The following is a 14,247-nucleotide window of genomic DNA, read 5'->3' as shown; positions in this document are numbered from 1 at the left end:
CCCACCGGGCAACCGGGAAACCGGGTTCAGGCAAGCATCCCTACCAGCACCGCGGCTTCCACCGTGACCGGCGGTATGTCCACACGCGGTGAGCCCACCGACCGCTTAGGGGGCCCTGCCTGGCGGCGGTCGGTGTCCAGCTCGCGGCCGGTGTCCTGATCAGGCCGAGGTCTTCGGCTGGGGCTCGGGGCCTTGTGTGCGCAGTTGCTCGTTGATGCGCTGGGCTTCTTCGAGCTGGTCTTCGAGGATGACGATGCGGCAGGCGGCCTCGATGGGGGTGCCCTGATCGACGAGTTCGCGGGCGCGGGCGGCGATGCGTAGCTGGTAGCGGGAGTAGCGGCGGTGGCCGCCTTCGGAGCGCAGTGGGGTGATCAGGCGGTGTTCGCCGAGGGCGCGGAGGAAGGCGGGGGTGGTGCCGAGCATCTCGGCGGCCCGGCCCATGGTGTAGGCGGGGTAGTCGTCGTCGTCGAGGTTGTCGGCGAGACGGGGACTGGCAGGGGGCATAGACCTCTTCTTCCGGGGACGCGTCGGGGGGCCCGGGCGCCGTCCTGGCGCCCGGGCCCCGAGCTTGCAACACCATCTACCGGCCAACTGCGCCGGCCTTCTGTGACCGCAGGTTCCGCCTGGGAGGGCGGGGCTGCGGGGATCGCGGATGCGTGACCGGGGACCACCTTCCAATCCGGGGCCTGCGGTACCCGGGCGGACTGCTTCCGCGCCCGGGCGATCCTGATGGCGTTCTGCTCCTTACTTTTACTCGGTTGTACTGCTGGGATACCGCGGGTACTGCTCGCGGCCATTGTGGGCCGCGTCCTGCTTGACCTGCTTGCCCGGCAGTTCGTATCTGCCGTGCCCACTTCGACTTCCTGGGTACGACAACACAGTAACTCCATGACGCAGCAAAGTCTACTTCTGCCACGACAGACTTTCTTCATGGCGGATCGGTGGAGCTCTATGTCGGATACGCACGAAAGAGTGATGCAGCAGGGCTGTCTCCCAGCTCGGCGGGCCACACGCTGAGCCAGGCGTCGCAACCGGTCCAAGTGGGGTGGTAGCGCATGTCCCACAGGAGGCGACATCCCCGGAGGTCGTAGCGCCCCTGTTGTGGTTGAGAGCGGCAGCGCCTCCGACGTCGCTCGTGCGCGTACTGCCGTCCACACGTTCGTCGAAGCTGGATCCGGCTCCGTGCCCCAGAAACGGCGGACACGCTCGCTCTTGCGGTCTCCGCGCTCGCCACCAACGCCCTGCGCCACGAGGGCAGCCGCTACACCCTCGGCCTTGGCGCCGCTGCCGACGCGGCGCACGTCGCTGTCAGTGATCCCCGCCACGTACTCCCCAGGGCACGTCCCTGACCTCAACGGCTGCGCCGGCGGCTCGGATACCCCATGGTCCGCCTCCTGGCCCGCGAGGTGAACCTCACTCCCGGCCCCGGAAGGGGCAACACCATCCGCGTCCGCCTCCCGCGATGACGGCGACCGAAGGATCACCCGCGGATGACTGAGGTCGATCTTGAAGAACGGCGGGCCCCGGTCGGCCCGCCGGGGGCTCCTGCGGCGTGCGGTCCGCCTTCGTGCGTTGGCGCTGTGTATCGGTCAGTCGGGAGCGGTGGTTGAGGCCGTGGCGGAGTTCGTGAGGGTGTCGAGTTGGGTGGCGAGGTCGGGGTGGGCGGCTGTCAGGTGGGGGCGGGTGGCGTTCAGGGGGTGGATGAGGGCGGTGGGGTCGTCGTGGGCGAGGGCCGCGTGGAGCTGGCTGAGCGGGTGGTGGGCGGCGGCGGGGAGGTCGGTGAGTGCGGTGATCTGGCCGGCGATGCGGCGCAGGTCGGCGGCGTTGTGGCGGGCCCAGGTGGCGAGCGTGCGGTCGGCGGCGCGGCGTTCGCGGGTGGCCTGGACGCGTTGTTCGCCGGTGGTTCCGGCGGGGCCGGGCCGGCCCCGCAGGTAGCGGCGTTCGGCGGCCTGGCGGCTGGCGACGCCGAGGGGGTGGGCGAGGTCGGCCCAGCTGGCGCCTGCGTGGCGGGCGGTTTCGATCAGGCCGGTTTCCCAGTCGGCGAGCTGCTCGCGAACCTGCCTCAGCAGCAGGAGGGAGGCCAGGGCCTGCTCCGGGCCGATGTCGGGCGCATCAGGGACGCCGGGAGCCTCGTGCCGGGCGACGCGCAGGGCGTCGTCTATGGCGTGCAGGGCCGCGGCCGCGGCGAGGAACGAAGCCGGGCTCTGGGCGTCGCCACTGAAAGGGGCCGGCTGGTCGGCTGCTGTCATGAGCACCTCCCTCGATGAGCGGGTTGTCATCCTTCTGACGACACCACGTTTGTCATCCATTGGATGACATGTTACAACGGTTCCAGTGAGGCGCATTGGCAGCAACTGCCCGAACCTTCTGGAGGTGTTTCACCATGTTGATGCGCACCGACCCCTTCCGTGAGCTCGACCGGCTGGCTCAGCAGCTGATGAGCACGGGCACCTGGTCACGGCCGTCCGCGATGGCGATGGACGCCTACCGCGAGGGCGACGAGTACGTCGTGGCCTTCGACCTCCCCGGCGTCAGCGCGGAGGCGATCGACATCGACGTCGAACGCAACATGCTGACCGTCAAGGCCGAGCGCCGGCCCGTGGCGAAGGCCGACGACGTCCAGATGGAACTGTCCGAGCGGCCGCTGGGCGTCTTCTCCCGCCAGATCGTGCTGGCCGACACGCTGGACACCGAGCAGATCAAGGCCGACTACGACGCCGGGGTGCTCACCCTGCGTATCCCGATCGCCGAGCGCGCCAAGCCCCGCAAGATCGCCATCGGCGGGGGATCCGACCGCAAGGAGATCTCCGGCTGAGCCGGACGATACGGGCCGAACAGCGGCGGAGGACGGGCACCTGGTCTCCCCCCTCACCCGTCCTCCGCACCACCGGAGCGGAAGAAGGGCGGCGGCCGACGTGACCCTGCGACGAGAAGCGTTCCTCGACCAGGTGACGGAACGCGGCGAGTACGGCAGCCGGCAGGAAGCAGAACGCGCGGCCCGCGTGGTGCTCGCACTGCTGGGCGCGCATCTGGTCGGCGAGGTGCGCGCCCAGCTGGCGGCGCGCCTGCCGGAAGGCTTCGCCCTGATCCTGCTCAACCCGCTGCAGAGCGCCGAACCCCTCTCCCCGGAGCGGTTCGTGCGCGCGGCGGCGGCCTGGATCGAGGGAGCGACCGACCAGACCGCGGCCTGGGACGTCAGTGCCGTCCTCAGCACGGTCGCCGACGCGGCCAGCGAGGACCTGCTGGGGCGGATCCTGCTCCAGCTCCCTGTGGGCTACGACCTGCTCTTCGGCCGCCCCCAGTCCACCTGACCACCCTGGTGTCCGCGCGCCCCTTCGGGCGACGGCATGACCACCTCAGCGATAGAAAGGCAACCATCCAAGTGATGTCCGACTGGCGTGCACCACTCCAGCACCTGCCCGTCATGACGTACGAGCAGATGCTGGAGAAGGTCCGTTACGAAGGCGCCTACCCCACCCGGGAACGGGCCGAGGAAGCCGTCCGCCTGGTCCTCGCGGGACTCGGACGCCAGCTGACGGGCGACGAACGCGTCGACTTGGCCGCCCGCCTGCCCTTCGAAGCCGCACGTATCCTCACCGCACAGATCCCCGACACCCAGCCGCTGACCGGCTGGGCCTTCGTCAAAGACCTCGCCGCCCGGACCGGCGCCCAGGTGGGCCCTGCCCGCTGGGACACCGGCTCGGTCCTCGCCGCCGTCGCGATCCTGGCCGGCCCCGATCTCCTCACCCGCATCCTGCGCAGGCTCCCCTCCGGCTACGCACTGCTGTTCGGCCGCGCCGAACTCAGCCCAGCCGCGTAGGCGGCCAGCCCCTCCCAGCGTGAAAGCGCGCTGGTGACGGTGGTCCGTGCCCGGGTCTTTGCGCAGACCTCACGAGACCTGTGCCGTGTCGGCGGCTCCCGGCAACGCGCCCGCGCCGGGGGCCGCAACCGCCGGCCCCGTCCCCTCGTGACCATCGACCCTAGCCCTGGCCCCTGCTCGGGATCCGGACCTCGAGTCGTCCCCCCACCGGTGCGCGAGCCGGGGCGGTGCCGGGGAGGCCGGGTTCGTGCGCATCAACCGGTCGCCCTCGCGGCACTCAACCACAAGCCGGCGACGAAGCCGCTCCTTCGTACGGTGGTCAGCGCAAGGGTGAATCCGCGGTGGGCGTCAGCAGGGTCTCGTCGAGGCCGACGATCTGGCTGATGTCGAAGCCCTCCATGTCCGCGCGGAATTCGGGACTCGACAGGTACGCCTCCAGCCTCTTCTGTACGTCGTCGGTGTCCCGGTAGGAAACGAGGGCGTACAGCCGAGCAGTCTCGCTTCCGGGCGCCGCGGGCACCGTCCAGACTCCGTGGGTGGTGATCCGGTGCTTGGTCATGCCGGGAATGTGCTTGGCCCAGATCTTCTCGTAGGCGGAGAGCGCGTCCGGGCTGCGCAGGGTGTAGACGCGAAGCTGGTACTGGGGCATGACACTTGTTCCTTTTCTTCTGGGCATGGTTGGTAGGCGTCAGCCCGGGGAGAGGAGGTGCGCCAGTTCGGCGCCCCAGTCGATGTGTCCGGACTCGGTGCCCCGTGGCACCAGAGCCTCCGTGTACTGCAGGAAGGACGTGATGTCCCGCACGGGGACCTCGAGCAAGGCGGTGCCTGCGGAGGACCCGAGGGCGATGAACATCGACTCGTCACCCTGCCCCGCGGCCGACCAGATCCGGACGTCCGCGTAGCCTGCGGAACCCTCCAGACCATCAGCCAGAAGATCCCGCCCCAACGTCCATTCGACCGGCTCGTCACCGTCGGCGAAGAAGACGGCATGGACGACATAGGGGTCGGCGGGCTCGTACCGAAGGCGTACGCCAAGGGACAGTGAATGGGCGTGCGAGACGATCAGCTGTACGGCCATCCATCGCTCCACAGCCTTCAAGGACTTCTTCATCGGCTTCCGCTCCTGGGCGTGGCTCGGTGGCGTCTCACACCCCGCTTGTGAAAGAGGCAGTGCGGGCGGAGTGGGTACAGCAGGGCGCGGGCTCCGAACGGCACCGGCGCATCGCACGATGAGTGGCGCGGTGCTCACTCAGCCGGCGGTCCGGGCCGCCGACCCCCGACTCCCGACCACCGGGTGCATCCCTGCCGCCGTCCGGGACTGGACTGAGGTGAACGGCCTGGGCTCACGGCCTCGGGCGGTACCCGTCTCACCGGTCGTCGCGGCTCAGGCCGTCGTGGTCCCTGTCGCGGCCACCGTGCTCGTGGCGGGTCCCGTCGTGCCGGTAGGACGTGTCGGACGTCCAGCGGTGTCCGTGGCCGTCCCCGCGGTAGAAGTGGCCATCGCGGTAGAAGAGACCGTCGCAGTCGTGCCGGGTCGAATCGGTGGCGCGCGGGTCCTGGTGCCAGCCGCGGGTCTCGTCGCAGGAGTAGCCCTGCTCGAGCAGGTAGCCGACACCGTGGTCCCAGCCGTCACCAGTGGTCTCCACCCTGGCAGCCGGGCGCTGGACGTGCGTGGACGCAAGGGGCGCGGCCGAGGCGGCGCTCCCGGTACCGAGGACGGCGACACTCGCGACCGCCACGGAGGAGACAGTGACGGCGATGCGCTTCGTGAGCTTCTTCATGATCTTTCCTTCCCGGTGGCGTGGTCTGCGCCAACGGCGGTTCGGTCAGGCGGTGTGCGGCGCCCGATGTGGTCCGGGCGAGCAGTTCCATACGTTGTACGGTATAGCCCTCCCATTATTGCCATACGTTGTATGGAAATGTCGAGGTGACGAAGGCCACTGGGAGACCGGCGCGTGCGAGTGACAACAACTTCCTTTCATCACATGCGAGTTGTCCATCACCGACCCCGCGGCGCGCCGGTGTTTCCGTTCCGCAGCACGACGTGCGGGCCCGCGATTCCCGGCCCATGCTGGAAACGAGGGGGGTGGGACAGCGGAGGAAGTGGTGGAGATGCGGACCGTTGTCGACCTCACGCGCTGCCAGGGGTACGCCCAGTGCGTGTTCCTCGCGCCGGAGGTGTTCGAGCTGCACGGTGAGGAGGGACTGCTGTACGCCACGGCCGTCCCCGACGACCAGGCCGAACGCGTCCGCCAGGCCGCGGCGGCCTGTCCGGTCCAGGCGATCCTCCTCGGGGAAGAGGTGAGCAGTGGTGTCCGGTGACCTGAAGGAGGGCCGGATTGTCGTCGTCGGCGCGTCGCTGGCCGGCCTGAGGGCCGCGGAGGCACTGCGCGAGGAGGGCTTCACCGGCTCACTGACCGTGGTCGGAGACGAGCCGCACCCGCCCTACGACCGGCCGCCGCTGTCCAAGCAGGTGCTGCTCGGGCAGGCGACGGCGGAGACCACGGGGCTGCCGACGCGCCGGGAGCCGGACGCCGAGTGGCGCCTGGGCGTGCCTGCCGGCGGTGTGGACCTGCTGGCGAAGCGGGTGCTCCTGGCCGACGGGGAGTCGCTGCCGTACGACCGGCTGTTGATCGCCACCGGCACCCGGGCGCGGCCCTGGCCCGACCCGGCGGAAGCCGCCCTGGACGGGGTGTTCACCCTGCGCACCCGGGAGGACGCCGCCGGGCTGGCCGAACGGCTGGACGCGAGGCCGGAGCGGGTGCTGGTGATCGGCGGCGGCTTCACCGGCTCGGAGATCGCCTCGGCCTGCCGGGAACTGGGGCTTGAGGTCACGGTCGCCGAACGCGGCCCCGCGCCGCTGGTCGGCGCTCTCGGCGGCACCTTGTCGAAACTCGCGGCGGTCATGCAGCGCAACCACGGCGTGGACCTGCGCACCGGGGTGACGGTCACCGCCCTGCGCGGGAACGGCGGGTTCACCGGCGCGGAGCTGTCCGACGGCAGCCGCGTGGACGCGGACGTGTGCGTCGTCGCGCTGGGTGCGATCCGCAACGTCGAATGGCTGGCGGACTCCGGCCTGGCGGCGGGTCCGCGCGGCATCGCCTGCGACGCCGGGTGCCGCGCCTTCAACATGTACGGGATCGTCACCGACGACGTCTTCGTGGCCGGTGACGTCTCCCGCTTCCCCCACCCGCTCTTCGGCTACCAGATGCTGTCCCTGGAGCACTGGGGCAACGCGGTGGAGCAGGCCGAGGTGGCGGCCCACAACATGGTCAACCCCGGGCCGCTGCAGCGTCCGCACCTGTCCATCCCGACGTTCTGGTCGACCCAGTTCGGACTCAACATCAAGTCCGTGGGCGTACCCACCTACTCCGACCACGTGGTCATCGCCCAGGGATCCCTGGAGGCACGCCGGCTGGCCATGGTCTACGGCTACCAGGGCCGGGTCACCGCCGCCGTCACCGTCGACATGGCGAAGTCACTCGACTACTACCGGCACCTGATCGAGACGGCCGCGCCGTTCCCGCCGCCGCCCGGTGCGCAGGACCGGGCGATCGCGGCCGACATCCCGATCCCCTCTCTCGTGCCGGATCCGTCGGGGCTGTCCCATGGCCCGACCGTCGCTCTCACCGGCCATCTTCCCGACCGCCGACTGACGGTGGTGTAGCCCGCGTCCCGCCCGACCCCGAGGAGCCGTCATGGACTCCGCCACCTTGCTGGCCCGGATCACCGACTACGCCAGCCGCCCCGACCCCTACCCCCTGTACGCGGAACTCCGCGAGGCCGGTCCCGTGGTGCGGCAGGAAGACGGCAGCTATCTGATCGGCACCTACCACGAGATCGCCGCTCTGCTCCACGATCCGCGGATGAGCGTCGACCCCCGCACCCGGGGTGAAGCGGCCCACAAGCCGCCCTTCCTCCGGCTCGACGACCCCGAGCACCACAGGCTGCGCACGCTGGCCATGCGGCCCTTCGGGCCCCCGCACAGCCCCGGCCGGGTCGACTCCATGCGCGGCGAGATCGACCGGATCACCAAGGAACTCCTGGAGCCCTTCGAGGCGGGCCGGCAGATCGACATCGTCGACGACTTCGCCTACCCGCTGCCCGTCACGGTGATCTGCCGGCTGCTCGGCGTACCGCGCGAGGACGAACCGCTGTTCCGGGCCTGGTCCGACGCGCTGGTCGCGGCCGCCGACGTCAGGCCCGAGGACGACTCCGCCGAGGAGGACAAGGCCGGCGACCAGGCGCGGATGGAAATGGGCGGGTACCTGGTGAACCTCGCCGAGCAGCGTCGTGGCGATCCGGGCGACGACATGCTCTCCGCCTTCGTCAACGAACCCGACCCGGCCCTGCGTCTCACCCAGGAGGAACTCGCCGAAACCGCCGTGCTGTTGCTCATCGCCGGGCACGAGACGACGGTCAACCTGATCACCAACGGCTCGCTCACCCTGCTGCGTCACCCCGAGCAGCTGGACCGGCTGCGACGCGAACCCGAACTGCTGCCGCGAGCGGTGGAGGAACTGCTGCGCTACGAGCCCCCGGTCCACATGCGCGGGCGCGTCCCGCACGCCGACATCGACGTCGCCGGCACCGAGATCCCGCAGCACGCGTCCGTCATTCTGGCGCTGGCGTCGGGCAACCGTGATCCCCTGCGGTTCGACGAGCCCGACCGGTTCGACCCCACCCGCCCCGACAACCAGCACCTCGGCTTCGGCAGCGGCATCCACGTCTGCTACGGCGGGCCCCTGGCCCGCATCGAGGCTTACGCCGCGCTCGGCGCGCTGCTTCCCCACCTCGGCGGCGCCAGCCTGGTCGAGGACCCGCCCCCATACCGGCAGAACGCCATGCTCCGCGGACCCCGCCACCTCACCGTCCAACTGTGAGGCCGCGTGACCACGGCGCCCTCGTCCCGCTCCAGCGGGACGAGGGCGCCGAATGACGAGGCCCGAGAATCCTGCCTGATGATTCGATCACCTATGAGGGACTTGACGCCTGAGCGCCTACACATGATGATTTCATCAGAAATGGGCATTTCGCTCTATTACGAGACATGCCGACCGTGTGCCGCTCACCCAGGACATCGCCGTTCGCCCAGGCCGCACACAGGGCGCCGCGCCCCGTGCGGACGCTCTCACTTCCGCACCGATGGGACGACCCGCGATGACCAGAACTGACCGAGCCCCCGACCACACCCTTCTCGCCCGGGCCCGTGATCCCCGCGAGATGCCCGACGCCGCGATAGCGATGCTCGATGCCGGGGGCATCGTCGTGGGGTGGACGCGCGCCGCTCAGCAACTCGTCGGTTACTCGGCCGGGGAGGTGGTGGGCCGCTGCGCGACACGCGTCCTGGCGCCCCCCGACGACGAACGAAGGGCTTCGGAGTTCTCGGAGCAGTGCCGTTTGCGGGGCGGCTGGTCCGGCACCGCGGCGATACGCCACCGCGACGGCCAGACGCTCAGGATGACGCTGCGGGTTTCGCTGCTGCGGGGGCGGGACGCCGGCATCCGGTGGCTGGTGTCCGTGACGGACATAGGTTCCCTGTCCTCGGGGGTGACCGGCGAACCAGTGCGGGAGTCACTCCTTGCCCGAGCCCCGATCGGCATCGCCGTCTATGACCCGCAGCTGCGCTGTGTGTGGGTGAACGACGCCATGAAGCGTCACGACGGCGTTCCCCTTCACCGGCGCTTCGGGCGCGGTCTGAAGGACTCACTGCCCGCCGTCGAGGCCGAAGCGCTGGAGGTGGTGATGCGGCAGGTGCTGCAGAGCGGCACGACGACGGTGCACGAGTACCGTGCGTGGCCGCCCGCGGACCGGCGCCGTGAGCACGCGTTCGCGGCCTCGTTCTTCTGTCTCCAGGGCGCGGACGGCACGTCGGTGGGCGTGTGCTCCATGACCGTGGACGTCACCGGGAACCGGCGGGCGCGGGAGCGTCTCGCCATCCTCAGCGAGGCCGGCACGCACATCGGGAGCACCCTCGACGTGATGCGGACCGGGCAGGAGCTGGCAGAGCTCGCCGTGCCCCTGCTGGCCGACCACGCCCTCGTCGATCTCGTGGAGTCTGTTCCCTTCGGCGCCGAGCCGTCGGCACGGACCGGCACGACGAGTGGCCGCCCGCAGCTGCTGCGCCGTGCCGGTATGGCCTCCGTCGATCTGGGTGTCCTGGAGTTGCCGTGGGTGCGTGAAGAGGTGGTCCGCTCCCACCCGGACTCGCTGTTCTCCGCCGCGATGCGCACGGGCCGCTCGTACCTGGAGCCGGTGCTGGACACCCATGCCGGCCCCTGGGTCGACCACGACCCGGTGCGGGCGCGGAAGGTACGCGAGAGCGGCGTCCACTCCTTGATGGTCGTACCCATCCGTGCCCGGCGCTGCGTGCTGGGACTGGCGCTGTTCGGCCGTTCCCTGGAACAGACACCGTTCCAGGAGGACGACCTCCTCCTCGCCGAGGAACTGGTCACCCGGGCCGCGCTCTGCCTGGACAACGCGCTCCAGTACGCGCGCGAGCGCACCGCCGCCCTCACACTGCAACGCGACCTGCTCCCGCACCGTGTACAGGGCGGTGCCGCCGTCGAGGTCGCCTCGCGCTATGTGCCGGCCGACCTGGACCACGGGGTGGGGGGCGACTGGTTCGACGTGATCGAGCTGTCCGGCGCCCGGGTGGCCCTGGTCGTCGGCGATGTGGTGGGACACGGCATCAACGCCGCGGCGACCATGGGCAGGCTGCGCACCGCCGTGCGCACCCTCGCGGACCTCGACCTGCCCCCGGACGAACTGCTGGCGCACCTCGACGACACGGTCCGGCGACTGAACGACGAAGACGCAGACGACTCCGACGATGTCCCCGCGGTGGTGGGTGCCACCTGCCTGTACGCCGTCTACGACCCCGTCACCCGACGGTGCGCGATGGCGCGGGCCGGGCATCCGCCGCCCCTGATCGTCGACGGGCAGGGCAGGGTCACCATCCCCGACCTGCCCGCAGGAGCCCCGCTCGGCCTCGGTCTCGGCATGGTGCCCTTCGAGTCGGTGGAACTGGACCTGCCCGAAGGAAGTGTGCTCGCCTTCTACTCCGACGGCATCGTCGAGTCCCGCGACGAGGACATCGACGTCGGCCTGCGGCGCCTGGGCGCCGCCCTGGCCCAGCCGGGTGCATCCCTGGAGGACCTGTGCTCGCGGGCGATGGAGACCTTGCCGGCTCAGGCACCGGCCGACGACGTCACCCTGCTCCTCGCGCGGACTCGCGCACTGCGGCCCGCCCAGGTCGCCTCCTGGGACCTGCCGAACGAACTCGTCACCGCCCCGACAGCCCGCCACCTTGCCGCCCGTCAGCTCAGGCAATGGGGCCTGGAGCCGCTGGTGACAACCGTGGAGTCGATCGTCACCGAACTGGTCACCAACGCGATCCGGCACGGAGACGGCCCGAGCCGCCTACGGCTCATCCGGCACCGGGTGCTGACGTGTGAAGTCTCCGACACCAGCACCGGTCAACCGCGCCCCCGCCATCCCCGCCCTCTCGACGAGCACGGCCGCGGCCTCTGTCTCGTCGCTCGGCTGTCGCGCAGGTGGGGTTCCCGCTGCGCGGCGGACGGCAAAGTCGTCTGGGCCGAACAGGACCTGCCCTCCCCAGCCGTCGCCCTCTGACGCACCGGTGGCCGACAGCCGCCACCGGATCCCCCCTCTCCCGCAGCCGCGGGCTCTCGTGATGGAAGCCGGACACATGGACACATCGAATGCTGAAAACGCCGACTCACCAGGCGCCTCCCAAGCAGGGACGAGCGTCCCCGGCGCCGCCCCCGGAGGCAGGCCGTCCGCCTTCGACGGTCTGGCCGCCGCCGTGCTCGACCAGCGGGGCGCGGTGGTGGGGTGGACCGGGACAGCACAGGACCTGACCGGGTTCCGCGCCGACGAGGTCCACGGCCGCCCGGTGCAGAAGCTGGTGGCCGAGCTCCCGCACGACCTGCGCGGGGCCACACGACTGCCGGCGACCGGCCGGGTACGCCTGCGGCACCGGCGCGGCGACACGATCGACGTCACCTTCCGGACCACACGGGTGAGCGGCTCGGCGGACTTCCTCGTGCTCGCGGCCCCCACCCCTCACCTATGCGGCCACCAGCACGGGGCAGCGCTCCTGCGCGCACTGTCCGCGCAGAACCGGATCACGATCGCTCTGCACGACACGGATCTCACCACCGTGCAGACCAACGCCATGCCGGACCCGCTCGACGGCCGCCCCGTACAGCCGGGCACCCGGCTGGGTGACGTGCTGTGCGCCGAGGACGCCGAGCGCATCGAAGCGGTACTGCGCCAGGTCCTCCGAACGGGCATTCCGGTGCTCGGCAGGAACCAGCACGCCGGCTGGCGGCACCAACCAGCGCGGCGGCACGCGCTGTCGCTGTCCGCCTTCCGTCTGGAGGACGCCCGAGGCCACCCCACGGGGGTCGCCGCTCTCTATATGGACGACACCGACCAACTACGTGCCCGCCGGCAGCTGCATCTCGCCCGCGAGGTTGCCGAGCGCGTGGGAGGCTCCCTGGATGTCGCGCGGACCGCGCAGGATCTCGCGGACGTCCTCGTACCGGCCTTCGGGGACCGCGCCGCAGTCGACCTCGCGCAGGCCGTCTTCGACGGTGAAGAACCCGCCGAACGGCTGGGCGGCGGGGATCTGCATCTGCGCAACGCTGCCCTGGCGCCGGCCGCAACGCTCTGGCCGCCCGGCATCAGGCACGGCGACGTCGTCCCGCCCCTGTCCGACCACCCGCTCCTGCGCCGCTTCCAGCGCGGCGAGACGGTCGTCTACGGCCGGGACGACTTCATCGCCCTGATCGGCGGACCGCAGCTGGTCGAGCAGTTCCTTCCGCAGGACACATACGCGTTGATGGTGGCACCGCTGCACGCCCGCGGCCTGACCCTCGGCGCGATCGTGATCTGGCGCACCGGCCTGTCCGAACCGTTCACCGAGGACGAGGTGGACCTCATGAGGCAGATCGCCTCACGGGGAGCGCTCGCCATCGACAACGCCCGCCGTCACACGCGTGAGCACAGAGCGGCCATGGCCCTGCAGCAGAGCCTCCTTCCGCCGGCCATGACCGACACCCCAGCGGCCGAGACCGCGGGCGTCTACCTGCCCACCGGCCGTGGAGCGGGTATTGGCGGCGACTGGTACGACGCCATCGCCCTGCCCTCGCTCCGGCTGGCCCTCGTCGCCGGAGACGTGATCGGCCAAGGCATACCCGCAAGCGCCACCATGGGCCGTCTGCGCGCCGCCATCCAGACTCTCGCCGACCTCGAACTGGAACCGGACGAGCTGCTCACCCGCATCGCCGACCTGGTCCAGCGCCTCGCCGCGGAAGCACCACCCGGCAACCACGACGTCATGGGCGCCACCTGCCTCTACGCGGTCTACGACCCGGTCACCCGACGCTGCGCCATGGCCAGTGCCGGACACCCGCCGCCCGTACTCGTCCGGCCCGACGGGACCGCCGAAGCCGTCGGCCTTCTCCCGGGGCCACCCCTCGCCGTCTGCGGCATGCCGTACGAGACCACGGTGATCGACCTGGAGCCGGGCAGCGTCCTCGCGCTCTACACCGACGGCCTGGTCCACCGGCGCGCGCACGACATCGACGACGGGCTCCGCCGGCTGACCGATGCGCTCACCACCTCCTGCCGCCCGGACCGCGCCCTGGACGAGACCGGCAGGGCCCTCCTGGACGCTCTGGTGGACGAAGCACCACGTGACGACGCAACCCTGCTGCTGGCACGCACCCGCGCCGTACCGGCCAAGGACACCGCTCACTGGCAGATACCGGCCGACCCGGCCGCTGTCTCGGACGCCCGGGCATGGGCGACCCGCCAACTCACCGCATGGGGGTTGGACGACCTCCTCTTCCCCACCGAACTCATCGTCAGCGAACTGGTCACCAACGCGATCCGCTACGGTCGTCCGCCGGCGGAACTGCGACTGATCCGCCACGACGTTCTCGTCTGCGAGGTCACCGACTCCAACAGCACCCAACCCCGTCTGCGCCGCGCCCGCACCACCGACGAGGGCGGACGCGGCCTGTTCCTCGTCGCCCACCTCGCCGAGCGCTGGGGCTGCCGCCATGCCCAGAACCGCAAGACCATCTGGTCCGAACAGCCCATCGCATGCCACCGCTGATCACGCCATGAGCACGACAACACCACCCGGCTGCGCGACCTCGCCGAGGCCCACCACCGCACCCGCATGAGCCCCGCACCCGACGAACGCGACCGAGTCCGCTCAGCCATGGATCGCCTCCTGCAGGGAACCGCGCAGCACTCCAACGGCGCGCGGACAGATGCCGCACGCCGAGATCCGCCTGCGCCAACAGGTCGTCAAACTCAAGGAACTTCGGGCCAGGGACGCGGCGGAGCTATCCCAGCTGCGGACGGACGTCGATCATCTTGTCCGCGCT

At 70.7% G+C, this 14,247-nt stretch carries 13 protein-coding genes; 8 read left to right on the top strand and 5 right to left on the bottom strand.

Features of this window, described 5'->3' with window-relative positions; genetic code table 11:
* Positions 1-159: 159 nt before the first annotated feature.
* Both ACFZDK_RS11235 and ACFZDK_RS11230 read right to left on the bottom strand, forming a co-directional pair.
* Entirely contained in the window at positions 160-504 is a 345-nt protein-coding gene (locus tag ACFZDK_RS11235) for a MerR family transcriptional regulator (protein WP_390971760.1), read from the bottom strand.
* A 1,085-nt stretch (positions 505-1,589) separates the two neighbouring features.
* Entirely contained in the window at positions 1,590-2,249 is a 660-nt protein-coding gene (locus ACFZDK_RS11230) for a type III effector protein (RefSeq protein WP_390971759.1), read from the bottom strand.
* Between the two features lie 134 nt (positions 2,250-2,383).
* On the opposite strand from ACFZDK_RS11230, the gene ACFZDK_RS11225 reads away from it, so the two are divergent.
* The 3 genes from ACFZDK_RS11225 (at position 2,384) to ACFZDK_RS11215 (ending at position 3,820) form a co-directional block, all read left to right on the top strand.
* Positions 2,384-2,815, top strand: a complete 432-nt coding sequence (locus ACFZDK_RS11225) for an Hsp20 family protein (protein WP_390971758.1) — start codon at positions 2,384-2,386, stop codon at positions 2,813-2,815.
* A gap of 100 nt (positions 2,816-2,915) precedes the next feature.
* Complete coding sequence (locus ACFZDK_RS11220) at positions 2,916-3,311, top strand: DUF2267 domain-containing protein (protein ID WP_390971757.1); 396 nt, start codon at positions 2,916-2,918, stop codon at positions 3,309-3,311.
* 74 nt (positions 3,312-3,385) lie between these two features.
* Positions 3,386-3,820, top strand: a complete 435-nt coding sequence (locus tag ACFZDK_RS11215) for a DUF2267 domain-containing protein (RefSeq protein ID WP_390971756.1) — start codon at positions 3,386-3,388, stop codon at positions 3,818-3,820.
* Between the two features lie 319 nt (positions 3,821-4,139).
* Here ACFZDK_RS11215 and ACFZDK_RS11210 read toward each other — a convergent pair whose 3' ends face one another.
* From ACFZDK_RS11210 to ACFZDK_RS11200, 3 genes are all read right to left on the bottom strand, one after another.
* Positions 4,140-4,469, bottom strand: coding sequence for an NIPSNAP family protein (locus ACFZDK_RS11210; protein ID WP_390971755.1), 330 nt, complete (start codon positions 4,467-4,469; stop codon positions 4,140-4,142).
* A gap of 39 nt (positions 4,470-4,508) precedes the next feature.
* Positions 4,509-4,931 (bottom strand): SsgA family sporulation/cell division regulator, encoded by a 423-nt coding sequence (locus ACFZDK_RS11205; protein WP_390971754.1) that lies wholly within the window; start codon positions 4,929-4,931, stop codon positions 4,509-4,511.
* Positions 4,932-5,187: 256 nt separating this feature from the next.
* The gene (locus ACFZDK_RS11200; RefSeq protein WP_390971753.1) at positions 5,188-5,601 is read right to left on the bottom strand and encodes a hypothetical protein; all 414 of its coding nucleotides are present in this window, start codon (positions 5,599-5,601) and stop codon (positions 5,188-5,190) included.
* A gap of 331 nt (positions 5,602-5,932) precedes the next feature.
* On the opposite strand from ACFZDK_RS11200, the gene ACFZDK_RS11195 reads away from it, so the two are divergent.
* The 5 genes from ACFZDK_RS11195 to ACFZDK_RS11175 all read left to right on the top strand — a co-directional run bounded on the left by ACFZDK_RS11195 (position 5,933) and on the right by ACFZDK_RS11175 (position 13,970).
* Entirely contained in the window at positions 5,933-6,142 is a 210-nt protein-coding gene (locus ACFZDK_RS11195; protein ID WP_390971752.1) for a ferredoxin, read from the top strand.
* A complete protein-coding gene (locus tag ACFZDK_RS11190; protein WP_390971751.1) occupies positions 6,132-7,487 on the top strand; it encodes an FAD-dependent oxidoreductase in 1,356 nt (451 codons plus the stop codon). The genes ACFZDK_RS11195 and ACFZDK_RS11190 overlap by 11 nt, the downstream gene beginning before the upstream one ends.
* Positions 7,488-7,518: 31 nt before the next feature.
* Entirely contained in the window at positions 7,519-8,703 is a 1,185-nt protein-coding gene (locus ACFZDK_RS11185; RefSeq protein ID WP_390971750.1) for a cytochrome P450, read from the top strand.
* A gap of 277 nt (positions 8,704-8,980) precedes the next feature.
* Positions 8,981-11,455, top strand: a complete 2,475-nt coding sequence (locus tag ACFZDK_RS11180) for a SpoIIE family protein phosphatase (RefSeq protein ID WP_390971748.1) — start codon at positions 8,981-8,983, stop codon at positions 11,453-11,455.
* Between the two features lie 76 nt (positions 11,456-11,531).
* On the top strand, positions 11,532-13,970 hold the full coding sequence (locus ACFZDK_RS11175; RefSeq protein WP_390971747.1) for a SpoIIE family protein phosphatase: 2,439 nt from the start codon (positions 11,532-11,534) through the stop codon (positions 13,968-13,970).
* Positions 13,971-14,247 lie beyond the last annotated feature (277 nt).

This window comes from Streptomyces sp. NPDC007901, assembly GCF_042959465.1.
Lineage (GTDB): Bacteria > Actinomycetota > Actinomycetes > Streptomycetales > Streptomycetaceae > Streptomyces.
Note: the sequence above shows the minus strand (reverse complement) of the source record. Positions and strands in the feature narration are given on the sequence as shown.